Here is a 24,516-nt window from a genome sequence, read left to right as displayed (position 1 = left end):
CATGACACTTGAAGTAGGCAGCCAGGCCCCCGATTTCACACTTCCGACCGATGGCAACGGCGAGCTCAGCCTCTCAAGCCTGCGCGGCAAGAAAGTTGTCCTTTATTTCTACCCAAAAGACAGCACACCGGGCTGCACAACACAAGCCAAGGGTTTTCGTGATGAACATGCGGCTTTTGAGGCTGAAAACTGCATCATCATCGGGGCATCTAAAGATACCGTCAAACGTCATGATAACTTTAAAACCAAACAGGAATTAAACTTCCCTCTCGTATCAGATGCTGAAAGTGACCTTTGCGAAACGTATGGCGTTTGGCAGGAAAAGAAAATGTACGGCAAGACATTCATGGGTATCGTGCGTACAACATTCCTGATTGATGAAAACGGGATTATCAAAAAGATCTGGCCCAAAGTAAAAGTCAAAGATCATATCGCAGAGGTATTGAAAGCCGTTAAAACACTTTGAACTAGATCGACTTTCCATATATTGTTCTGATGAGTTGAGTATGGGGGATTACATCACATGGCCGGTAAAAAAAGCGATCTGGAAATTCAGGTCGAAAACGAATTTTTAGAAGAAGCACGCGACATTATGAACCAGCTTGAAGTTCAACGCGAAAATTTGCGTTCGAACTTCAACAGCGACGACATGGCGAAACTGCGCCGCAACGTCCAGCTTTTGGGTGCCCAGGCCCACGCAGCTGATTTCGGTATCGTCAGCTTGCTATCACACCGTCTGGAAGATTATCTGGAACGGATCGACACAATGGCGGACCCGCATGGCGATAATGTCCGCATGTTTCTGGACAAAATTGAAGGGGCGCTGGACGGCACCCTCGAAGTCGGCAAGCCAAATGCCGGGGCCGAACTGGTACGCGAACTGCCATCCACCAGTAAATTTGTCCACGAATTTGGTGATCTGGAAAAGAAAAATATCGAAGTTCTCGTCATCGTTCCCGACAAGGCCACAGGCCATATTGTTGAACGTGAAATGGCAGAATGCGGCTATCGCGTTTCATTTGCCAAATCATCGTTTAAGGGGTTTGAAATTGCCATTCGCACCCGCCCGGATATGGTTTTGGCCTCCGGTCAAATTGATGAGCTGTCCGGCATTGATCTTGCCAATGCATTTTCTGCCATGCCAGCCTCCAAAGACATTCCTTTTGCCTTGCTGACCAGTAATGACTGGGGACATCCCAGCCTGAAAGCCCTGCCCCATTCTGTCGGACTGGTTCGCAAAGGAAAACATTTCGGCGACGACATCGCCGATTGCCTGCGCCGCTTCCAGATCACATAACTCTGACAGAAGTTACATGCTATAGGCTAAAAAAAGCGGCGGACACACTCGGAAAGGTCTGCCGCTTTTTTATGCGATCTACGCTCTTGCACCTTGCTCGGTCTAAAGGACGATTACAGGCAGAAAGGAAAAATACGAGGCTGAATCCTAAATTTAAGAATTGTGAGAGAGGGTATAATTTTGAATACTCGCCAAATTAAAGCATTATCTTGGTCGCTATTGATTTTAGTCGTTTTGATTATTAGCTGGTATTTTTATACATCTCATCAAAATGACATTTCGTGGTATGATTCAATTTTGAACTACGAGGTTGAGCACTCGGATAATGAGAAAGAAAGCTTTATTCTAAATTTTCTCTCAGAACGAAACTATATTCGCAGCAATTATCGCAATCATCCAACTCAATTTAATAATTCAGAACTCTTGTTTTATGAGGGTGTGGTTAACAATAATATAGAGCAGATAGAACAAGGTTTGCGCCAAACAAAAAACATTAACCGCCTGTTTGACTTAAGTTTTTTATTTTTTAGCATTTCTCCGTTAACGGATGCTCCGGAGTACAAACTCCCTGCACATTACCAAACAAGTCTGTTTTATAAGCGTATTCCCTTTGTGCGTGGCATATATAATGCGCAGGTAGCTCTCTTGCCGTGCCATAAACAGAATTTGTACCGGATCGGTAATATCCGAGAAAATGCGAATAACGGAAACATTTATGATGTTGCAGCGTTGCTCACACATTTTCGAAATAAAGGATGCTATGAAACAGGGCTTCCTACTAAAAAAGAACGTGAAAAATATTCATGCATCTTAAAATACTACAAAGATGATAATTTGTTTTTAAATGATGTTTTTCAGAATTATGCATCCGATGTTGTGTGCAATGGGCAAGCTAAAGAATGGGTTCTCAATCAGTTGGCGACAGAGAACTCCACTTTGAGCCTCTTGGAGAAAGAAGATCTATATGATTCTGAAATGTTTCTGAAGAAAGATTTTTTCCAAAAAGAAAGAATATGTTTTTCAATACCATATGCTGAGTACTCACAAAGCATTAGGCGTACAAAATATTTTCGCGATTGCATGGCTAGTGGAACTAAATAACATACGTTATCGTCCTCAGCAGAGATTTCGTCCTCCGATGATCGCGGTCAGTCACCTAATTAAATTGCGCGCTAAAGAAAGATAATTTCACCACCCCAAAGCCCGGTAACAAAAAACTATACAGCTGTCAAAACCCTTGAAATACCATATCCAAGGCGTTGGTAATTTCAGCAAACTGGTTTGGCAGTCTTGCAACGGAGGTTGTCAGGATTGAGCTGGGTACTGATGCCATGAACTGTGTCATCATAACAACGTGTTCACCATTAACGTCAAAGACCGGATTCAAATATTTCGCAGGTTTTGGGGCTTGCGCAATATCAAAGAGTGGAACCACAACTCGCGTATTCAGGCCATCAAGCAAATCAGCCTGAACGTCTAACAAATAACCGGCGCCGCTTGGGTTCGGGTACACGTCATACTTTGCCATCAGAACTGTCGGTACTTTTCAAGAGGGAGCCCTTGGGTCTCTGCCCAATCATTGGAGCTTTCAAGGGCCGCAGCATTTTCAACTTTCCAACACTCGCTTTTCGCACGAGCAACAGCCTGACGCAAACCCGCCTCAGCCGCATGCGATAAATTGATTTTCAGTGCCTTTGCTTCGGCTAATAACGATTTATCCAGCGATAAGTTGGTCGGTTTTTTAAGTGTCTGTGTTCCGGGCATCTGATCCTCCAACATCTAGAATGAGCATACATCATGCGCATAATTCTGTAAATGAGTTGAAGAGTTAAAAAGGACTCTTAGACTTCTGACAAAATGTTTTCAGTTCGGGAATTCGGGGGACACGGGAATTCGGGGGACCGGGAATTCGGGGGGGCCGGGAATTCGGGGGACAGTTACCGATCTCTCGGTTTTGGTCCGGGCTTTTTAGGCAATAAAGGGCGGCCAAGCTGTTCCTCTAAGTTTTGAACAAAGTTGTCGTCGCCTAAAGGTCGTCCGGTCCTTTCGTGCTGTTGTAATTTTAAATGGTCCTTTTGCGACAAATCATCCGCGAGAAAACGTTGCCAGCTCTCAACATGCTGTAGCAATGGCGCAACACGAACCAGTCCGTCATCTTTTGCACACATATGTGCCCGCGCACTGCTCCAACGCCATTCTTCTGGATATTTACACAATCGGGCCCTCACGGGATTTAGTTCGACATATCTGGCACAGTTCATCAAATAAGCCTCATCCATTGGAAATGACGCAAAACGGGATTGCCACAGGTGACCTTTCCATTTCTTCTCAAAGTTGATATGACGAGTGTAACGCCGATGTGTTTCTGCCATCGCTCTACCCAAAGCCACTTCCGTTTTAGAACCGCTATCACATGTGTATGGTTGGGCATCAAACAGTAAGCCCAGATTTCAACGCCGTAAAAAAGACACCATTCAGCCAATAAATCCAGATACAACTCATAATCGGCATCACAAAAGAATGTTTGTTGTCGTCTGTTTCCTCGTTGGGTTATGTGATGAGGTAAATTCGGTATTGTTACGCGCGCTAAACGTGCCATAGTGCTCTCCTTCATTTTCTGAAAGAGGTATGAAAAGCTTAGGCAAGTAATTCGGTAACTGTCCCCCGAACTTATCCGAACTTATGGTCCCCCGAACTTAGTGAACTTAGTCAACTTAGTCCCCCGAACTTCCCAACACTCGCTTTTCGCACGAGCAACAGCCTGACGCAAACCCGCCTCAGCCGCATGCGATAAATTTATTTTCAGCGCTTTTGCTTCGGCTAATAACGATTGATCCAGCGATAAGTTGGTCGGTTTTTTTAATGTCTGTGTTCCGGGCATCTGATCCTCCAACATCTAACATGAGCATACATCATGCGCATAATTCTGTAAATGAGTTGAAGAGTTCGAAAGGACTCTTAGTATATGCCTTTCAAATCAGCCTCAATCCCGAATTTATTTAGCTCATCCAGTCGTTAATCATTGCATCTGGGATAGCGTCGCAGGCGTAAGTGAACGAGCCTTCATCATGCAACTGTGCAAGGGTGCGGTTCAGGTGTGCGTAGGTTGCGCGCATTAATGATCCGCCTGTTGTGATGCGGTTTACACCAAGATCGGTATAGTCTTTAAAAGACAAAGGTGTTGCAGAGACACCGCCCAAAATATTAATGGGGGCCTTGATCTCCTTCACCAATGTGCGGATTTCTTCATGGTCTAGCACGCCGGGGATAAAGACGCAGTCCGCGCCAGCCTCTGCATAAGCCCGACCGCGCAGAACGGCTTGGTCCAAGGCGTCAGGTTGCCCTGTCAAATAGGTATCACAGCGTGCGTTTAAAACGAACACACGATCCCCGACAGCCTCTTTCGCTGTTTTTACAGCTTGAACCGCCTCATCAATTGGAAATAAATCATCAACCGCCCCACCCCCGGCATCTTCCAAATTCGCACCAACAGCCCCGATTTCGATAATCCGGTTAACGGTTTTTGTGATATCGCCGTATCCCGTTTCCATGTCCATTGTAACAGGGACAGAAACGGCGCGCACAATACGTTCAACAGCCGCAAACATTAATTCAGGATCAAGGTTATTACCATCTGGCAAGCCGTGGGAATAGGCAATCCCCGCGCTTGTCGTCGCAACTGCCGGAAAGCCAGCGCGAGCAATCATTTTTGCACTGCCAGCATCCCATGCGTTCGGCAAAATAAAAGGCACGCCTTTATGGTGAAGATCGTAAAATATCTGTGCCTTTGATTTTGTCATATTACTTACTCGTCATCCGATCCTTTAATCCGGCTGGCAAGGGCCGCCGCCATAAATTGATCAAGGTCACCATCCAGAACAGCTTGGGAATTGGAGGTTTCCACGCCTGTGCGCAAATCCTTGATCATCTGATAGGGTTGCAGGACATAAGACCGGATCTGATGGCCCCAACCGATATCCGTTTTTGCATCATGTTCGGCCTGACTTTCAGCCTCGCGTTTTTGCAGTTCTGCTTCATATAGGCGGGCACGCAGCATTTTATAAGCCGCTGCACGGTTTTTGTGTTGCGAACGGTCATTCTGACACTGCACCACAATCCCGGTTGGAATATGTGTGATCCGAATGGCGGAGTCCGTTTTGTTGACGTGCTGCCCCCCGGCACCGGAGGCACGGTAGGTATCAATGCGCAGGTCTTTTTCTTCGATTTCAATCTCGATATTGTCATCAACTTCGGGATAGACCCAGACAGATGAAAAACTTGTATGTCGGCGCGCAGAACTGTCAAACGGTGAAATGCGCACCAAACGGTGAACACCACTTTCCGTTTTCAGCCAACCATAAGCATTGTGACCGGAAATTTTAATGGTTGTGGATTTAATGCCGGCTTCTTCCCCCGCTGTTTCTTCGATATATTCAACCTTGCATCCATGTTGGTCCGCCCAGCGGGTGTACATGCGCAACATGATATTTGCCCAATCGCACGCCTCGGTCCCACCGGCACCGGAATTGATCTCAAGGAAACAGTTGTTGGCATCGGCCTCACCGGACAACAGGGTTTCGATCTCTTCTTTGGCTGCACGTTCCTGCAAGACGGTCAAGGCTTGTTCTGCCTCTTTTACCGTATCGGCATCGTCTTCCATCTCGCCCAGTTCGATCAATTCGATATTGTCGGCAAGTTCCTGTTCGGTCTCCTCCAGCGCCTTGATACCATTTTCAAGACGTGTGCGTTCTTTCATCAGTTCCTGTGCTTTTTGCGGATCGTTCCAAAGGTTTGGATCTTCGCTCAACGCATTCAGCTCTTCCAGACGTCGCACAGCATTGTCGTAATCCAGATGCTTGCGCAACAAGGTAAGAGATTTACGGATTTTTTCGACCTGAGTTTCAACTTCGGCACGCATGGATATTTTCCTAAAGAAAAGAATAATCTGATGGAACGCTATTTAAACTGTAATAGGTCTGCGGTCAATATAGACCACCGCCTGTGTCCACATCGCCCGGCGTGATAATCTCATCACTTTGCCCTTCCAAAACGCGATTACTTTGGCTGGGCGATGTCCCTTGTTTAAAGGCTTCCCAAATAACATTTTGATCACCAATTTTCGCATCCTGACCGGTGCGCGCATTGACACGGATCATCCGTACCCCATCCGGGAGACGAAATGGCGTTGCCGGCTTATCTGCCAAAGCTTCCTGCATAAAATCACGGAAAATCGGCGCTGCCACACTTGAGCCGGTTTCACGTTTTCCCAAAGGAATGGGGGTATCAAAGCCAACAAACACACCGACCACAAGATCGGGGCTAAACCCCATGAACCAACTGTCACGTTCCTGGTTGGTTGTTCCGGTTTTACCTGCCAATGGTTTACCCACCGCAGCGATCCGTCGCCCGGTCCCGCGCTTAACAACCCCTTCCAACATAGATACAATCTGATAGGCGCTTTCAGGTGATGTCACACTTTCACGATTATCAATAATTTGCGGGATAGCTTCATCGCCTTGCCACTGCATCGCCATACAATCGTTACAATTACGTGTATCATGTTTAAAAACGGTAATCCCATCACGATTTTGAATGCGGTCAATTAACGTTGGCATAATGCGCTTGCCACCATTCACTAACATCCCATAAGCCGCAGCCAGATTGATCAGTTTGGTTTCCCCTGCCCCAAGCGCCATTGACAATGTTTCTTGTAAATTGGGGGTAATGTCGAAACGTTTGGCATATTCTGCGATTTTCTCCATACCCAAAGTTTGGGCAAGGCGCACCGTCATCAGGTTTCGTGATTTTTCAATCCCCAAACGCATGGTCGAGGGACCATAGAATTTATTACTGTAGTTATCCGGGCGCCATTTCGGCTGCCCTGGCCCTTGATCCAGAACAAACGGCGCATCCAGAATAAGGGTGGATGGTGTATATCCTTCATCTAATGCCGCCAGATAGACAAACGGTTTAAAGGCTGAACCGGGTTGGCGGTTGGCTTGGGTCGCGCGGTTAAATTGGCTGCGTTCGTATGAATAGCCCCCGACCATTGCCAGCACACGACCAGTATGCGGATCCATGGCCACAATGCCACCCTGTACACCGGGAATTTGGCGCAACGCATAATGTTGAATACGTTTTCCTTCACCTTCTTTGTCAGCGAACACGGGTTTAACCCAAACAACATCGCCAAGCTTAAGGACATCTGAAGCACGAGAAACCCGTGGGCCAAGCGTTTGTCCTTCCATCCAAGGGCGCGCCCATTTCATTTCTTCCAAGGGAACGATCCCCTGATTACCACCAACGAAACCAATATCAGCGCTTTGATCACTTAATTTTATAACAACACCGAGTTGCCAATCCGCCGGTGCGCCTTTGGGGGCAGTAAAATCAGACAATTGTTGTTCCCATGACAGGATATTTTCAACCCGTGTGACCGGACCACGCCAGCCATGTCGTCTGTCATAGGTTTCCAGACCGTCTTGCAACACGCGTTGCGCCATGTTTTGAAGATCAGGATCCAATGTGGTATGTACAGACAATCCGCCTTTATAAAGCTTGTCTTCCCCATACATATCCACCAGTTCACGGCGGACCTCTTCGGCAAAGTAAGGAGCTGCCACAAATTCGGTTTCAGAACGAGACGCAACTTTTAACGGGCGTTTTTTTGCCTGTTCTGCCTCAGCTTGACCAATCAAACCTTCAATCACCATACGTTCAATCACCCAATTGCGTCGCTCAATCGCTTTTTGGGTTTTGCGAATGGGGTGATAGTTATTCGGTGCTTTAGGCAAGGCGGCCAGATAGGCAATTTCTTCAATGTCTAAATCGCCTAAAGACTTGTTAAAATAGTTTAACGCCGCAGCTGCCACCCCGTAAGATCCATATCCCAGATAAATTTCATTGAGGTACAATTCAAGAATTCTGTCTTTGCTTAGGGCTTTTTCAATGCGCAAGGCAAGAATGGCTTCCTTGATTTTGCGCACATACGATACTTCGTTTGTCAGCAAAAAGTTTTTCGCCACTTGTTGTGTAATGGTGGATGCCCCGACCAGTCGACGCCCGGACCCAACATTGCGAAGGTTAATAACAATCGCGCGCGCAACCCCCATCGGGTCGATCCCGATATGGTTGTAAAAATTTTTATCTTCTGCTGCCAGAAATGCACGTGTCACTCGCAACGGGATAGCCTTGATCGGTACAAAAACGCGATTTTCAATGGCATATTCTGCCATCAATTGACCATCACCAGCATGCACACGGGTCATCACAGGGGGTTCGTAATCTTTCAACTGGGTATAATCGGGTAAGCCTTTGCCGAAATGGTAAAAACCATACAAAACGGCCCCTGCGCCCAACGCGGCAAAAAACAAACAAACCGCCAACAATCCAGTGATGATTTTTAATATTTTCACAAGTCTTAACCAAACAATTCAATAACGAAAGGACGGCAGTATAACCGCTCGGGGTTAAATGTCTTGATCTTTATAAACGATTGGCTTCTTCAACCCGGTTAAAATACCGATTGATTGACGTTTTAATCGCTTCCGCCAATTTGGCACGATGTTTTTTAGACCGCAATGCCCGTTCATCGTGCTTGTTCGACAAGAATCCAAGTTCAACCAAGACAGCAGGCACATCCGGCGCCTTCAACACAGCAAACCCTGCAAAACGGTGCGGATTACGCAACACGTGGCTTGACAGGGAAATATCTTTCACCAAAGTTTCAGCAAAGCGTGAAGATTGGTTTTTGGTATCGCGTTGTGCCATATCCAGCAGAATAAAGCTTAAGTCATCTGTGGTGGACGACAGATCAACACCTGCAATTAAATCCGCCTTATTTTCGCGCTCGGCCAAAGCTTGTGCTTCCTTGGAAGAGGCCCGTTCAGACAAAGTATAAACGGATGCCCCGCGAACCGATTTATCGCGAAATGTGTCAGCATGTAACGACAAGAACAAATCAGCCCCTGCCCGACGCGCAATCGCTGTTCGTTCTCGTAAAGGGATAAAAACATCACGGTCCCGGGTCAACACCACTTTATATCGCCCCGTTTTTTGCAAAGAATCCCGTAACTGGCGCGCAATCGCCAAAGTGATGTGTTTTTCGTATGCCCCACTTACACCACGCGCGCCAGGGTCCACCCCGCCATGTCCGGCATCAATAACCACCACATGTTTGCTTTTCTTCGCGGGCTTGGATGGGGGTAAAACCGCTGGTACACGCGCTTGCTGCACATGGGCACTATTTTCAACAACCGTCGCAGTTGGTGTGGATGCCACTTGATCAGGATAAACCGCAGGATTCATCAACGCCATAAAGGTCGAATGATCAGTTGGAATCAAATCCATAACAAAACGCCACGTTCGCACCTGCCCACGCGGAGGCAACATCAAAGTTTGTTTTATTTTTACAGGTGCATTTGCATCCAGAACAATGCGCGACGTCCCCGTTTTAAACAAACCATAGCGAAAACCACTTAAAGCCCCGTACATACGAGGATTGAAGCCTTCGGGGAGTTGCCAGCCCAACTCAGGGAAATCGACAACAACACGGTAGGGATCGGCTAAGGTTGTTATTTTAAAACTCACATTATCGCTTACTTCCATAACAAAGCGAGTATGATCAGGATGTTGACCGACACGTACACTTTGTACAACAGGCATGCTAGCGTCCTGCGCTATTGCGGTATCTGCGAATCCAAACAGATAGCAAAAGAACAATAACATTCTGAAAAATGGTAGCTTTATAGTTCGGTAGCTCGACATCTTCGCTCGACGATAATAGATTAAGAACACAAATTAAATAAGCGCGACTCCTATGATTTACCTCAAATTCATCACTTTCTGCAAGAGGGGGATGCAAAATATATTTAAGGTTAAAAGAAAGAAAATCATAAATGACGCGATTAAGACATTGTGAAATTAAATTCCTACCGTTATGTTAACGACCGCGTGAAAAAGCACTCCTGTCTGTAAAAACTCCATTTTCGGAATAATTTATCCTCACAAAAATGGAATAAGGTTTAAGCAAGACCGATGTTCACGCCGATTTGACGCAATTCTTATTTGTGCGAAACGAAGTGCTAAAGCGACTATACACTTAATTTCGAGGTTTTCATGCCGGCAAGAGCAGACCACATGACCAGAGCACAAAAAACGGAACTGTCCGTTTTATGTTCTGCATTGGGCGCCGCCGACATTTCGACCATTTATTTCAATACAGACTATCGCAGAAATACATTGGCGGGTTCAGCATGCTTTGAGAAGCGCTCCCCGAAAAGAACGGTTTCTGCATATCGGAGTTACAGGCCTAATGGCAACCAAACGCATGTTAATCGATGCGACGCATCCGGAAGAGACCCGGGTCGTCGTCGTCGATGGAAATCGACTAGAAGAACTGGAATTTGAATCAGCGAGCCGTAAACAGCTCAAAGGAAACATATATCTCGCAAAAGTCACCCGTGTAGAGCCCAGCTTACAAGCTGCCTTCGTTGAATACGGCGGCAATCGTCACGGATTTCTTGCTTTTAATGAGATACATCCAGATTATTATCAAATCCCTGTGTCGGATCGTGAAGAATTTGAAGCCGATATTGAGGAAAATAACGAGGATACGGCATCTTCGCCTGCAACAGAGGTCGAAGAGTCCGGTTCAGATGATAGCGAGCAGGTCGAGCATATTCGCCCGCATTATCGTAATCAACGCCGCTATAAAATTCAGGAAGTGATTAAAAAGCGCCAGATCATTTTGGTGCAGGTCGTTAAGGAAGAGCGCGGAAATAAAGGCGCAGCCCTAACCACTTACCTATCACTTGCGGGTCGTTATTGCGTCTTGATGCCCAACACGGACAAAGGCGGCGGGATTTCACGTAAAATTTCTAACGTCAAAGATCGCAAGCGTCTCAAATCTGTTTTATCTGAATTGAGCATCCCAAAAGGAACAGCGGTTATCGTCAGAACAGCCGGTGCAGAACGTTCAAAAGCAGAAATCAAACGTGACTTTGAATATTTAATGCGCCTGTGGTCCAACATTCGCGATGTAACCCTGCAAAGTCAGGCACCTTCGCTTATCTATGAAGAAGCCAACCTGATCAAGCGTTCAATCCGTGATATGTACAGCCGCGATATTGACGAAGTCCTTGTGGAAGGCGAAGAAGGCTATCGTACAGCCAAGGACTTCATGAAAATGTTGATCCCCAGCCATGCGAAAAAAGTTCAGCCTTATCGTGATGAATTGCAAATTCCACTTTATCATCGTTATCAGGTGGAAGGACAGCTTGATGCGATGCACAGCGCCATCGTTCAATTACCTTCCGGCGGTTATATTGTGATTAACCCAACTGAGGCACTCGTCGCTATTGACGTGAACTCGGGTCGATCTACAAAAGAACGTAATATCGAAGAAACTGCGTTAAAAACCAACCTGGAAGCCGCCGACGAAATTGCACGTTCTTTACGTTTGCGCGATCTTGCTGGTTTGATTGTTGTCGATTTCATTGATATGGAAATCTCACGTAATCAGGCACAGGTCGAACGCCGCATTAAAGAAGCCATGAAAAACGACCGCGCCCGGATCCAAATCGGACGCATCAGTCCGTTTGGTCTGCTGGAACTGTCGCGTCAACGTTTACGCCCCAGCTTCACAGAGACCAGCACGGAAACCTGCCATTTCTGTCATGGATCCGGGGTGCGCCGTTCTCTTGAATCAACCGTTCTTCATGTTCTGCGTGTCATTGAGGAAGAAGGCATTCGCCGTCGTTCCGATGAAATCACGGTTCATGTCCCAACACAGGTTGCGCTTTATATTCTCAACCAAAAACGCGACCAATTAGCGGGTATTGAAGAACGCTATCAAATGATCGTTCAGCTATTGGGTGATGACAGCCTTGTCTCGCCTGAATATAAACTGGAACGGATCAAGGCAAAAAGCGCACAAGAAGCGAGCATTCGCCCATTGGGCCCTGAAGATTCCACCCATTTAGATGAAATTCGTGACGAAGTTCTCGACAGTAATGAAGAAGAACAAGAACAGGAGCAAGACGATGACGGGCGTAAACGCCGCCGCCGCCGCCGCCCGCGCCGTCGTAAGAACGAAGGTCAGATAAGTGAAGAAGTTTCTGAAGACTTAGAGGTTTCTGAAACTGTTGAAAGTGACGCAGAAACAGATTCTGATGACGATAATGATGATGACAAACCGCGTAAACGTCGTCGTCGCGGTAAACGCGGTGGTCGTCGTCGTTCTCGCCGTCCAAATGAAGATGATCCTGATTTTGATGAAAACGAGTCTTCACAAGATGACTCTGATGCAGGTTCTTCAGACGATGTTCAGGACACAGAGAGCAGCGAAGCTGAAACAACATCCCGTGACGATACGCAAGAAGAAAGAACACGCCGTCGTCCGCGTCGTCGCGGCATGCGCCGTCGTCGCAATGACGATGCACCTCGCGAAACAACAGATGTTTCTGCTGTCGAAGCAATAGAGGAAAACTCCCCTTCAAAGGATGACACCGCTGTTGCAGAGGCTGTTGTATCCACCGATACAGAAGCTGTTCGCGTAGACGCAGAAGAAGAAAAACCCAAACGCAAACCTGTACGTCGTCGCACAACACGTAAGAAGAAAGACGAGGAAACCGCACCTACCTCTTCTGGCGAAAGTGCCGATGCACCTGTTGAGACACCCAAATCAGAGGATGCAACAGGTAAAGCCGAGGCTGATGCAGACGCAGAAAAGCCAAAGCGTAAAACCACAACACGTCGACGTACCACAACCACACGCAAGAAAAAGGTTGAAGCTGATGGCAATGAAACCGATGCGAGCGTATCGGATGCAACGCCAGCAGAGAAACCAAAGCGTCGTGCACCGCGCAAGCCAAAGGCTGCTGAAACGGTAAAAACAGACGAGCACAAAGCGGTTGTTGAAAATAAGGTTGAAACCGTCGCGATTGCCGCAACGGGTGTCCTTGTCAAAAACAGTGATGGTTCCCAACAGGAAGTCGCTGACGACAAACCGAAACGCAAAGGATGGTGGAGCCGCTAACTCCCCTCTCTTGACACAAAATAAAGCCCGAAAGATCATTCTTTCGGGCTTTTTTTGTTCATACTTTGGTAACAATTCAACACTTTATTTTGGTAAAAATTATGCTATATTACGATAGGTCAGAAAAACACGTTTTTTATATGACGTTTAGTTAAAGGAATGAAAAGATCATGCCTGTTACAATAAAATGTGGTGAAGGCGAACATTGCCAACACTGTAAGTTTAATGGCACTTTTGGATGTGCCAACCAAACGGTACAATTTAGCAAGAACAAACTTGGTCGTTGCGACTGGTTTTCAGATAAGCCCGGTTCTTCAAAACATATTATTAAGAACGTTACTTAAGGAACGTCTTCAGGCGTTTTGCCGCTTCCACCATATGTTCAAAGCTTCCGGCATATGAAAAACGCATAAAGTGATTACCGCGCGCACCATCAAAATCGACACCGGGCGTTGTAGCAACGCCCGTCTTTGCCAAGATCGTCTTGCAAAACTCTTGTGCATCATTCGTCAGGTGTGCCACATCCGCATAAATATAAAATGCACCATCACTCGGGGCCAGTTTATCAAAACCGGACGTCGGTAATTCGTTTAGAAGCATTTCCCGGTTGCGTGCGTAATGCGCAACATTAGCATCCAATTCTTCACGACAATCAAACGCAGCCACACCACCAAACTGCGATAACGTCGGTGCGGATATAAATAGGTTTTGTGCCAGACATTCAATTGCACGAACCATATTATCCGGCACAACCATCCAGCCCAAGCGCCAGCCTGTCATGGAAAAATATTTCGAGAAACTGTTAATCAGAATAACATCTTCACTAAATTCAATGGCTGTATCGGCACGATGATCATAGGTAATGCCGTGATAAATCTCATCTGAAATAAACCGGATCCCTTTGGCATCGCAATAGCGACATAATCCCTGTAAATCTTCCCGCGACAGCATACTGCCCGTAGGGTTCCCCGGACTTGCCACAATCAAACCATCCAGTTCTACGCCTAACTCATCCAACATTTGTGGTGTTGGTTGAAAATGAGTATCTGGACCAACGGGAATTTCAATGGCTTCAAAGCCCAACGCTTTTAAAATATTGCGATAGGCCGGATATCCGGGGGCCGTTAATCCCACCTTATCGCCTTGTTCAAAGGCAGATAAGAAAGCCAGTAAAAACCCGGTTGAAGACCCGGTTGTCACAACAACACGACGCGCATCTAAACTAACGCCGTAATACTCTTTATAATATTGTGCAATCCGTTCACGTAAGGCCGGAATGCCCAGCGCCTCGGTATAACCGACTTTGTCAGACATAAGTGCCTTTTGCGTGGCTTCCAATACGCCACGCGGCGCACTTGTGCTGGGTTGTCCGACTTCCAGATGAATAACGTCACCGCCTTGTGCTTCGCGTTCATTTGCAGCGCGCATCACATCCATAACAATAAACGGTGCAACGCTGCCACGTTTTGAAATTTTCAAAGCCATTATTCTGCCCCTGTCGTTAAACCATATCCGCGCGGATCGTTCATAGAACGACAGCTTTCCGGTTCTGCATGCAGGCCACCGGGGCAAACGATTGCATTCACAATACCAATTCCGCCTTCAACACCGGAAAGTTCATAGCCTAAGGCTTGCAATTTTCCCACAACATTTGGATCGAGGTTACTTTCGTAGAAGACTTTATCCGGTGCTCCGCCATGATGGATACGCGGCTGGCTCATGGCCTCTTGCATGGTCTGTTTTGCTATAAACGTACGTGCGGCAATATTGACCAACTGTGTCGGTGCCGTCACCCCGCGTGAGGCGGCACCGGCAAAATAAACTTCTTTGGAATTTTTATTTACGATCAACATCGGCCCCAAAGGCATCGGGCCACGACCATTTAATCCTGGTAAAGCCGATAACAAAACCCCTGTTTCGGGGGCAATACGTCCAACACCAAATGTGCTGTTCATGCTGACATTACAGGCAACGCCCATGCCAAAACTATCAACGGCCACCAAACTCAGCGCAGACGGCGCTTCCGGTGTCAATTGCGGAGGACTGGGGAATGTATTTGCAGGCTGATGGCGTTCTAAGCTCATACCTTCCATCAGTTTTTCAATGTAATCCTCATTTAGCAGTGCATTGACATCTTCACGCGCACGACCATCCGGTGTCCCCCATCTTGCACGTTCACCATAAGCTCGCATGGATGCTTCTGCCAAAAGATGCGCGCGTGTTGTCTCATCAGCAGAGGCAAAATCATCGTTTTCAACTAAGATCGACCAAATTTGTGCACCAACAACACCACCGGCTGCAGCAGGCGGGGCAAAATGCGCAACACTAAAATTATAAGGCAGCCCTTTTACGGTTTCACGCCACTGAGGGAGGGCATCACGTAAATCTTCAGCTGTTAAATATCCACCTGCCTTTTTAACCGACTCTAAAAACCGCTTGGCAAACGAACCCACATATAAAGCTCCCGGCCCCTTGGTTCGAATTTCTGTCAAAGTCGCTGCCAAATCGTATTGTTTAATAAAATCACCCTCACGAACAGGCGTGCCATCCTCTTTTGCAAAAACGCGCGCAGCTTCACCATCACGAATAAGTGCCTCGCCAACGGGGCGCAACTCTGCCGCCAAAGCCCTTGACACCTGTGTCCCAAACCGGGCGAGATTTTCCGCCGGGGAAATTAACTGGGCCCAGCGCAAATCCCCATATTTGGATTGCAAAATGAAAAAACCACGGGCGTTCATGGGTACACCGATCGGACGCACGGTCCCTTCTGGAACCACTTGCGGTGCTTTGCTTAGAAAATCAAGAGCTTCGGTTTTGTTATCCTTACGATCATGGATAACACAAACTCCGCCCCCACCGAGACTGGCTGAAGATGGCATCGTCACTGCCGAAGCAAAATACATCGCCGTTACCGCATCCGCAGCCGTTCCCCCCGCAGATAACACATCACGACCGATTAGTGCAGCACGCGGTTCATCTGCAACAACAGAACCGATATATCCTTTTACAGAACCGATTTTGCCTTTGTCTTGCGGATTGTCCAGTGCACTACAAGCGCTCAATGAGACGATCAAAGTGCAAGCCGCCAATTGACGCAACCCTGTTGTCAGGTTAGCTTCCCTAGAGACCTTTTGATTTAGACGGTGATAAAGCGTGCGAAAAACCATAAAATTACTTTTCTTTGTCGTTCTGTGGAGCGTGACATTCCCGGTTACCAAATCGCACGCCATATCCTTTGTGCGCGATGCAGAAATCGAAAGAACGATTGCTCTGTTTGCGAAACCGATATTCGAGGCAGCCGGCCTGAGTGCCGACAATATTGAAATCTATCTGGTAAACGATAGTCGACTCAATGCTTTTGTTGCCAATGGACAAAAACTTTTCATCCATACCGGTTTATTGCAACATAGCAAAAGCCCTGAACAGGTTATTGGCGTTATTGCACACGAAACAGGGCACATTGCAGGCGGGCACTTATCACGCATCCGCCAAAAAATGGAAGAAACTTCCCCCGAATCCATTCTTGGCTTTATCTTGGGCGGTGCCGCCATCCTTGCCGGGCAACCTGGTGCCGGCAGCGCCATCATCATGGGTGGGCAAGATATGGCAACACGTTCATTGCTACAATATAGCCGAACTGAAGAAGGTTCAGCCGACCAAGCCGCCGTTGCTTATCTGGATCAAACACAAACATCGACACGCGGCCTCTTGGAATTTTTTGAAATTCTGAAAAAAACGGAACTGAGCTCAACATCCCAACAAAATCCCTACATCCGTACACACCCACTTACGGCTGAACGAATTTCTTTCTTGGCAGCACATGTTGCAAAATCTCCACTTAGTGACAAACGCGTTTCAGATGAGTTTATTGAATTGCACGAGCGCATGCGTGCCAAGCTGGATTCTTATCTTTTATCCCCAACCCATACCTTTCGCCTATATCCAACAAGCGATATCTCAATTGCCGCCCGCTATGCCCGTGCACAGGCTTATCACAAAGATAACCAACATGAAAAAGCCATTACCGAAATTGATGGGTTAATAACAAAACACCCAGATGATCCTTATTTTTATGAACTCAAGGGCCAAATTTATTTTGAAAACGGCGACATTGAAAATGCAATTGAAGCCTATAAAAAATCCGTCGCATTATTGCCCAAGCATCCTTTGCTCCTGCTGGCATTAGGTCGCGCCTATCAAGAGTCTGGCAAGGATGAATACCTGCCTGATGCCATTGATATTCTTGAACAATCTCTCAAAAAGGACAACACATCTTCATTTACATGGCGTCAACTGGGAATTGCCTATGGCCGTGCTAATCGTATGGCAGAAAGTTCCCTTGCCTTGGCGGAAGAAGCCTATCTTCAACGCCGTTATAAAGAAGCTATTTTCTTGGCTGGACGTGCGGAAAAAGAGTTCAAAACAGGTTCCCCGCAATGGATCCAAGCACAAGATTTACGCCTGACATCTGAAAGATTAATGAAAAAACAAAACAAATGACACGTTTGCCCTTCTTATTTTGTTTCCTGACCCTTTCCGTCGTCTTAAATGGCTGCATGACACAAAAGTCATCTTATCAGGAGCAGCCCTATAAAATTGGAACCGGAAGCCGGATAGATATTCTTGATGGACGGGAACGTTTTTATAAAGGGCACAGACCGCGCGGCTGGACCCTTTCAGGTATTGGCGAAGACGTTATATTTTCGCCCAACAAGCCAATGCGACACATCTTTCATACCCAAAAAGAGGGGCAACAAGGGCTTCATATCCAAAACTTCAAACAAGACTATATTCTTGCGCGATATACAAATACCCGACTGCTGGTAACGCCCTACCTGTCTTGGTACTGGAACGTATCAGAACATAGCGGAACCCGCCATCCCATACGCCTTCTGATCGGTTTTTACGGTGGAACGGCACAATCCCCCCCCCTTTCACAAGAACAGTTTGTCTGGAATAAAGACAAGCTTCCCCCTTATGATCGTTTACTCGCTATTGGCTTTGATGATTTGGCTTTAAAACGGGCGACCCTCTATCCGATGGGTAATTTAAAATATTATGTACAACGTGGTGGCATTGAACAAACCAATCAATGGTATTTCGAAGCCGCTGACTTATCAATCATTTACAAAATGGCTTGGCCACAAGACAATGCCGGACAGGCCTTCATTACATTTGTCGGTTTTTGGGCAGATAACCAGCCTGGTATTGGTGGCATAACCTTCTCAAAGATAACGCTTTCACGATAAGTCTACTTGCCTCTTATGGCTGACTGGCCCATGATGGGAAAATGAAAAACTAATATATAGGTTCACAAATTCATGTTACGCATTTTTACTCTTTTATTCCTTTCTTTTATTGTTTTCTCCTCCGCCAATGCCGCAGAACAACTATCGACCACTCAACAGGACGAAGTCCGCAAGCTGGTGCGTGAAACCCTATTGGCAAACCCTGAAATTTTGATGGAAGCCATGACTGTCTTGCAAGAACGTCAGGAAGAGCAAAAAGAAAAAGCACAAAAAACGGCACTTCTTTCCTTAGGGGATTCCATCGAAAACGGCCCCTTGACACCGATTGCAGGCAATCCCGAAGGTGACATTACCATGATCGAATTTTTCGATTATCAATGTGGGTATTGTAAACGCGCCTTCCCCGGCGTTATGGAAGTCATCAACAGCGACAAAAATATTCGTTATGTCTTAAAAGAATTCGCGATCCTCGGCCCTGAATCAGAAGTTGCTGCCCGTGCTGCATTGGCAGCCCATAAACAAGATAAATATTTTGAAATGCATACAGCATTGATGACTATTCGCGGTCGCCTCAATACGGATAAAATCATGCAAATTGCAGAAGAAACCGGACTGGATATTGCACGCTTAAAAGCCGATATGCAATCTGATGAAGTTAATGCAGAAATCCTTTCCACACGTGCTATTGCGCAACGTTTGAATATCTCAGGAACACCCGCCTTCATTATCGGGGATCAAATTATTCCGGGTGCCATTCCGCCACAAGGCCTTAAAGAGGCAATTGCTAAAGAAAGACAGAAGTAGGGGGAAAACAATATGTCACTTAATATCAAAACGGTAGAAGAGCTTCTTGCTCACTCAATCTCTATGGAAACCGATGCAGGCGAGCGTTATCGCGAGATTGCAGACGCTATGGAAGTGCACAACAACCCAGAAGTTGCCAAACTCTTCAGTGTTTTAGCCGGATATGCCGATAAGCATGCCGCTGAAATGGAAGAACGCGCCAAGGACTTGGTTCTTCCTCATATTGCCCCTTGGGACTTTGCTTGGGAAGAAAAAGATAGCCCCGAAGCCGCTGATCATTTTCAAACACATTACAAAATGACCCCCTACCACGTCCTTCAACTTGCCATGAAAGTCGAAAAAGGGGCACAGGATTTCTATGCTGGCATTGCCAAAGAAAGCGACAACCCGGAAGTTTGTGCAATGGCACAAGAATTCGCAGAAGAAGAAAGCGAACATGTTGAAATGTTAAAAGGATGGGTTGGTCGTTATCCAAAACCGGAAAATGACTGGTACGATGATCTCGATCCACCGATGATGCACGAATAGTATTTTTTTGAAACCGGGCCGCAAGCCCTCGGTTTGCGGCCTAATTTAATACAGGAACGGGTAAAAGAACAAAACGATAGCCGTTGTTGCGTGCAACCAGCAAAACAACCATTTCTTTATTTTCTTTCTGTGCTTTTTTGAAATAACTAACGATATGGGCCGGTGTCCAGACATCAGACTGATTGACCTGTACGACAACATCTCCCACTTTCAGATCTAAACCTGCAGACTTTTCCTTATCAACAAGTGAAACAGCAACCCCACGAGTGTTCCACGCAACATCAAAACGTTGCTGCACTTTATCGGTCAAAGATGCAAAAGTAAGCCCCAAAGCAGGGATCGTCGAAAAACTGTTACGCGCAATCGCCCAACGTGCCGGTAGATTACTCAATGTAATGTTAATATCCACGGATTTACCACGCCGCCAAACCTTTACAGGAATGCTCATTCCCGGTTTAAAGTCCTGAACTTGTTTTGTAATTTCATTGACAGATTGAACGGGCTTTCCATCCAGTTCAACGATCACATCACCACGATGAATATCAGATTTACTGGCCGGCCCGGGAAAGGCAATATCGCGCACCATCACGCCATGAGGATCATCCAACCCCAAAGCAGTTGCGATAGCTGGGGTCATCCCTTGAATTTGCAGGCCAAAAAAAGACGCTTTTTCGCCAGATGCCTGTACTGTGTTACTGGTGACTATACTCAAAAGCATAGCAGCGCATAAAAAACGAAAACTCATTTTTGTGGATTTAAACACGCCAGACCTCATCCTGAAAGCTGCAATGACTTTAAAGATATTATCCTAAAAGATAGGCGTAAAGAAAGTCTGAAAACACAAGAGGTTCTACGACCCTAAAACAGATAAGTTGGAATCATATCGACGATATCCATTTCGCCCACTGGTTTTCACCGCATACATGGCTTCATCCGCATAGCGCATTAATTCTTCTGCATCCATCGTATCATCGGGATAGCACGCAAGACCAACACTGGCCCCAAGCGTACATTCCCGGCCACCCGCCATGATAGGTTCTTCCAGACAATCCAATACTTTTTGCGCCACAACCGGACCGACATCAACACTGTCGAGTTCTTCCAGCAAGATAATAAATTCGTCCCCGCCAATACGGGCAACCGTATCCGACTCCCGAATAATCTTTCTAAAGCGCTGCGCGACTTCGATTAAAACCACGTCGCCAGCTTCATGGCCCAAGGTGTCGTTGATCGGTTTAAACTTATCCAGATCAATAAACATCAATACGAGCGCACGATCATAACGGTGAGACAATTTAATCGCATGATGTAAGCGATCTGTAAACAAATGACGATTTGGCAAACCGGTTAACGTGTCATGATGCGCCAAATGACGAATACGTTCCACAGTTTGTATGCGTTCGGTAATATCGCGTAAAACCGCCGTAAAAATCCGTTCGTGTCCAACTTGCATGCTGGAGATTGTAATCTCCATCGGGAATTTGCCTTTAGTACGGTTAAGGCCGTTAATCTCAACCGGTTTACCCATCAAATTGGATCGCCCATGTGCGACTTTCCGGTCAAAAATGCGTCTGAATTTTTCATGTTTTTCATGTGGGACCAATTCCACCACATGATGACCAATAATCTCATTAGCCGTACATCCGAACACTTTTTCCGCAGCCGGGTTAAAGGTTTGGACTTTCCCTTGGGAATCAAATGTAATAATGCCTTCGCTCACCGTATTCAAAATACTTTTAATCCGGTGCTCGCGATCTCGAACCGCTTCTGATGCGCGTTTATAGGCCGTGATATCCTGCACTTCCACAATATAGGCCGCTTTGCCTTTTATTTGCAGCTCATTAATCAGAAGTTTTGCATCCAACTCTTCCCCTTTTAGGGTCATTAGCTTGAGTGGGATAAAATCATCTTCTTCAGCAAGAACCTCCAACCCAAAAGTGAGGTACTCTCTATAATCATTATGAATAAAGTTTATAAATTCCTGATTGATGACATCTTCAGCCGCATTAATGCCTAACAACTTCAATCCTGCCGGGTTCATATACTGGATACGATCATCAACACAAATGGTAAAAAGATTGGATGCCGACTGAACAAGATTCATCGCCCAGCCTGCATGCGCCAGATCGAGGATATCTAAATTCACAACGGTTTCTTCAATCGCCATTATGTCTTGTTTGTCCCTGTCTTAACCTTAACTCAAGGTTATTTTAGCTTAGACTTAGCCTTTGCAAGGGCTGCTGCCAATGCATTATCACCTTGCGCCCCCAAATTATCTTTTCGGCTGAACCTTTTAGTAGAAGCTTGCGGTGACTGTACCTTATTTTTCACAGGATGCGAACCGGCTTTTTTTCCATTTGACGCATATTTGTCATTTTTTACTGCTTCTTGTAGTTTCATTGAAAGGGATATTCTATTTCTTGGCAAATCCACTTCCATAACACGAACTTGCACGACATCACCTGGCTTCACAACCTCATGCGGGTCTTTGACAAATTTATCTGCAAGTTGAGAAATATGGACCAAACCATCCTGATGAACCCCAACATCCACAAAAGCCCCGAAGTTGGTTACGTTGGTCACAACCCCTTCCAAACGCATCCCTTCTTTCAGGTCAGACGGCTTTTCAACCCCTTCTTGAAAGGTTGCGGTATGGAATTCAGGACGGGGATCACGGCCAGGCTTTTCAAGTTCCACCAAAATATCACGCACTGTCGGCAAACCAAAACGCTCATCCGTGAAATTCTGCGCATCTAAATTGGATAACGTCTCACGATCACCAATCAGGTCATCAATCATTTTTGATACTTTTGCAATAATGCGTTCCACCACCGGGTAAGCTTCAGGGTGAACGGAAGAACAATCCAAAGGATTATCCCCACCTAAAATACGCAAGAACCCAGCAGCCTGTTCGAAAGCTTTTGGTCCCAATCGGGAAACCGCCTTTAATTCTTTGCGATTTTTAAAACGCCCCTTTTCTTCGCGATATTGCACAATATTTTGCGCCAATCCTTCGTTAAGGCCTGAGACACGGCTCAGTAAAGCCACAGAAGCGGTATTCAAATCCACACCAACACCGTTTACGCAATCCTCGACCACGCCATCCAGCATCCGTCCCAACTTAACCTGCGACACATCATGTTGATATTGCCCGACCCCAATGGATTTAGGATCAATTTTGACCAATTCAGCCAACGGGTCTTGCAAACGCCGACCAATGGAAACCGCACCCCGCAAAGAAACATCCAGATTGGGAAATTCCTGCGCGCCATATTCAGATGCTGAATAGACCGATGCACCCGCCTCGCTCACCACCAACTTGGTTAGTTTCAAATCGGGATAACGTTTCATTAAGTCCGCTGCCAGTTTATCGGTTTCGCGCGAAGCGGTGCCGTTCCCGATACTGATCAGTTCCACCTTATGTGTGCGACACAAACGTGCCAGAATTTCAATAGATTGATCCCATTGGCGTTTGGGTTCATGGGGGTAAATCGTCGCGGTATCACATAATTTACCCGTATCATCGACAACCGCGGCCTTTACCCCCGTGCGAAATCCGGGGTCCAAAGCCAACGTTGGACGCGTACCAGCAGGTGCGGCCAGCAACAGGTCACGTAAATTGCGCGCAAAAACCATAATAGCTTCATCTTCGGACTGTTCGCGCAATTGGGTCAATAAGTCCATTTCAATGTGAAGGGAAAGTTTGACTTTCCACGCCCAACGTACACACTCACCAAGCCATTTATCTGCGGCCCGTCCGCTATCGTGAACCCCAAAATGGCGGGCAACTTTTACAATACAATCACTGGCATCGTCTTCATTCGACAATAACGCAATTTTAAGAACCCCTTCATTGCGCCCACGGAAAAGAGCCAAGGCCCGATGTGATGGAATTTTGTTAATAGCTTCACTATACTCAAAATAATCGGAAAATTTGGCACCTTCATTTTCTTTTCCGGCAATAACCTGCGAAACGACTTTTCCCTCTTCCCACAGATAATCTCGTAACCGTTTGATGAGAGTGGCATCTTCTGCAAAACGTTCCATCAAAATTTGACGGGCCCCGTCAAGGGCTGCTTTCACGTCTTCGATGCCTTTATCCGTCGCGATAAAAGCTTCGGCTTCCACCTCTGGCATCTTCGTCGGATCAGTGAATAGCATGTCCGCTAACGGCTCCAATCCCGCTTCCCGAGCGATTTGTGCTTTTGTGCGGCGCTTCTTCTTATAAGGCAGATATAAATCTTCAAGCGTGGCCTTGGTATCGGCTTTTTCGATTTCCTTTTTAAGGCTATCACTTAGTTTGCCTTGTTCATCGATCGTTTTTAGAATTGTATCGCGTCGCTCATCCAACTCACGCATATAGCGCAAACGCTCTTCCAATTGTCGCAACTGGGTATCATCCAGACCGTGCGTCACCTCTTTACGGTATCGTGCTATAAACGGGACACTTGCCCCTTCATCCAGCAGGCGGACGGCGGCCTCGCTTTGATGATGTGCAATAGATAACTCAGAAGAAAGACGATCGATGATGGAGAGCATTTATCTTATCCTTGTTAAAGCCGGGCGCCTTTATAACAAGGAGATTTCAACAGACATAGAAG

22 protein-coding genes are annotated in these 24,516 nt (G+C 46.5%); 8 read left to right on the top strand and 14 right to left on the bottom strand.

The window, feature by feature from the left end:
• Position 1: 1 nt before the first annotated feature.
• The 3 genes from bcp to ACI0FF_RS08080 all read left to right on the top strand — a co-directional run bounded on the left by bcp (position 2) and on the right by ACI0FF_RS08080 (position 2,398).
• Positions 2-466: a thioredoxin-dependent thiol peroxidase gene (gene bcp, locus ACI0FF_RS08090; RefSeq protein ID WP_419799598.1), complete on the top strand. Its 465-nt coding sequence runs from the start codon at positions 2-4 to the stop codon at positions 464-466.
• Between the two features lie 57 nt (positions 467-523).
• Complete coding sequence (locus tag ACI0FF_RS08085) at positions 524-1,297, top strand: DNA-binding response regulator (protein WP_419799597.1); 774 nt, start codon at positions 524-526, stop codon at positions 1,295-1,297.
• 180 nt (positions 1,298-1,477) lie between these two features.
• Complete coding sequence (locus ACI0FF_RS08080) at positions 1,478-2,398, top strand: hypothetical protein (protein ID WP_419799596.1); 921 nt, start codon at positions 1,478-1,480, stop codon at positions 2,396-2,398.
• Between the two features lie 127 nt (positions 2,399-2,525).
• Here the strand turns inward: ACI0FF_RS08080 and ACI0FF_RS08075 are convergent, their stop codons facing one another.
• From ACI0FF_RS08075 to ACI0FF_RS08035, 9 genes are all read right to left on the bottom strand, one after another.
• Complete coding sequence (locus ACI0FF_RS08075) at positions 2,526-2,825, bottom strand: CcdB family protein (RefSeq protein ID WP_419799595.1); 300 nt, start codon at positions 2,823-2,825, stop codon at positions 2,526-2,528.
• Positions 2,825-3,061 carry a type II toxin-antitoxin system CcdA family antitoxin gene (locus ACI0FF_RS08070; protein ID WP_419799594.1) on the bottom strand — a complete coding sequence of 79 codons (237 nt, stop codon included), beginning with the start codon at positions 3,059-3,061 and terminating at the stop codon, positions 2,825-2,827. The genes ACI0FF_RS08075 and ACI0FF_RS08070 overlap by 1 nt, the downstream gene beginning before the upstream one ends.
• A gap of 173 nt (positions 3,062-3,234) precedes the next feature.
• Positions 3,235-3,669, bottom strand: coding sequence for a transposase (locus tag ACI0FF_RS08065; protein ID WP_419799723.1), 435 nt, complete (start codon positions 3,667-3,669; stop codon positions 3,235-3,237).
• Entirely contained in the window at positions 3,558-3,896 is a 339-nt protein-coding gene (locus ACI0FF_RS08060) for a transposase (protein WP_419799593.1), read from the bottom strand. The genes ACI0FF_RS08065 and ACI0FF_RS08060 overlap by 112 nt, the downstream gene beginning before the upstream one ends.
• Positions 3,897-3,977: 81 nt before the next feature.
• Entirely contained in the window at positions 3,978-4,178 is a 201-nt protein-coding gene (locus ACI0FF_RS08055) for a type II toxin-antitoxin system CcdA family antitoxin (protein WP_419799592.1), read from the bottom strand.
• 118 nt (positions 4,179-4,296) lie between these two features.
• A complete protein-coding gene (locus tag ACI0FF_RS08050) occupies positions 4,297-5,097 on the bottom strand; it encodes an isocitrate lyase/PEP mutase family protein (protein WP_419799591.1) in 801 nt (266 codons plus the stop codon).
• A gap of 5 nt (positions 5,098-5,102) precedes the next feature.
• Positions 5,103-6,215 carry a peptide chain release factor 2 gene (gene prfB, locus ACI0FF_RS08045; RefSeq protein ID WP_419799590.1) on the bottom strand — a complete coding sequence of 371 codons (1,113 nt, stop codon included), beginning with the start codon at positions 6,213-6,215 and terminating at the stop codon, positions 5,103-5,105.
• Between the two features lie 64 nt (positions 6,216-6,279).
• Entirely contained in the window at positions 6,280-8,706 is a 2,427-nt protein-coding gene (locus ACI0FF_RS08040; RefSeq protein ID WP_426857871.1) for a penicillin-binding protein 1A, read from the bottom strand.
• Positions 8,707-8,782: 76 nt separating this feature from the next.
• Positions 8,783-9,961: an N-acetylmuramoyl-L-alanine amidase gene (locus ACI0FF_RS08035; RefSeq protein ID WP_419799588.1), complete on the bottom strand. Its 1,179-nt coding sequence runs from the start codon at positions 9,959-9,961 to the stop codon at positions 8,783-8,785.
• 649 nt (positions 9,962-10,610) lie between these two features.
• Here ACI0FF_RS08035 and ACI0FF_RS08030 point away from each other — a divergent pair.
• A complete protein-coding gene (locus ACI0FF_RS08030; RefSeq protein WP_419799587.1) occupies positions 10,611-13,334 on the top strand; it encodes an Rne/Rng family ribonuclease in 2,724 nt (907 codons plus the stop codon).
• Positions 13,335-13,670: 336 nt separating this feature from the next.
• Here the strand turns inward: ACI0FF_RS08030 and ACI0FF_RS08025 are convergent, their stop codons facing one another.
• Entirely contained in the window at positions 13,671-14,819 is a 1,149-nt protein-coding gene (locus ACI0FF_RS08025) for a pyridoxal phosphate-dependent aminotransferase (RefSeq protein ID WP_419799586.1), read from the bottom strand.
• On the bottom strand, positions 14,819-16,501 hold the full coding sequence (locus tag ACI0FF_RS08020; protein WP_419799585.1) for a gamma-glutamyltransferase: 1,683 nt from the start codon (positions 16,499-16,501) through the stop codon (positions 14,819-14,821). Before ACI0FF_RS08020 ends, ACI0FF_RS08025 begins: the two co-directional genes overlap by 1 nt.
• Here ACI0FF_RS08020 and ACI0FF_RS08015 point away from each other — a divergent pair.
• The 4 genes from ACI0FF_RS08015 (at position 16,488) to ACI0FF_RS08000 (ending at position 19,915) form a co-directional block, all read left to right on the top strand.
• Positions 16,488-17,834, top strand: a complete 1,347-nt coding sequence (locus ACI0FF_RS08015; RefSeq protein WP_419799584.1) for a M48 family metalloprotease — start codon at positions 16,488-16,490, stop codon at positions 17,832-17,834. The two genes, ACI0FF_RS08020 and ACI0FF_RS08015, sit on opposite strands and share 14 nt — an antisense overlap.
• Before the next feature lie 56 nt (positions 17,835-17,890).
• Positions 17,891-18,583, top strand: a complete 693-nt coding sequence (locus ACI0FF_RS08010; RefSeq protein WP_419799583.1) for a hypothetical protein — start codon at positions 17,891-17,893, stop codon at positions 18,581-18,583.
• A 72-nt stretch (positions 18,584-18,655) separates the two neighbouring features.
• Positions 18,656-19,387 carry a DsbA family protein gene (locus tag ACI0FF_RS08005; protein WP_419799582.1) on the top strand — a complete coding sequence of 244 codons (732 nt, stop codon included), beginning with the start codon at positions 18,656-18,658 and terminating at the stop codon, positions 19,385-19,387.
• A gap of 12 nt (positions 19,388-19,399) precedes the next feature.
• Positions 19,400-19,915 carry a ferritin-like domain-containing protein gene (locus ACI0FF_RS08000; RefSeq protein WP_419799581.1) on the top strand — a complete coding sequence of 172 codons (516 nt, stop codon included), beginning with the start codon at positions 19,400-19,402 and terminating at the stop codon, positions 19,913-19,915.
• 40 nt (positions 19,916-19,955) lie between these two features.
• On the opposite strand, the gene ACI0FF_RS07995 is transcribed toward ACI0FF_RS08000, so the two are convergent.
• The 3 genes from ACI0FF_RS07995 to ACI0FF_RS07985 form a co-directional block, all read right to left on the bottom strand.
• A complete protein-coding gene (locus ACI0FF_RS07995; protein WP_419799580.1) occupies positions 19,956-20,678 on the bottom strand; it encodes a PDZ domain-containing protein in 723 nt (240 codons plus the stop codon).
• Positions 20,679-20,765: 87 nt separating this feature from the next.
• The gene (locus ACI0FF_RS07990; RefSeq protein WP_419799579.1) at positions 20,766-22,082 is read right to left on the bottom strand and encodes a sensor domain-containing protein; all 1,317 of its coding nucleotides are present in this window, start codon (positions 22,080-22,082) and stop codon (positions 20,766-20,768) included.
• A 38-nt stretch (positions 22,083-22,120) separates the two neighbouring features.
• Entirely contained in the window at positions 22,121-24,454 is a 2,334-nt protein-coding gene (locus tag ACI0FF_RS07985; RefSeq protein ID WP_419799578.1) for a Tex family protein, read from the bottom strand.
• Between the last annotated feature and the right edge of the window lie 62 nt (positions 24,455-24,516).

The sequence above is a fragment of the Terasakiella sp. 4MB5A genome (genome assembly GCF_050058155.1).
GTDB classification, from domain to species: domain Bacteria; phylum Pseudomonadota; class Alphaproteobacteria; order Rhodospirillales; family Terasakiellaceae; genus Terasakiella; species Terasakiella halodenitrificans.
Note: the sequence above shows the minus strand (reverse complement) of the source record. Positions and strands in the feature narration are given on the sequence as shown.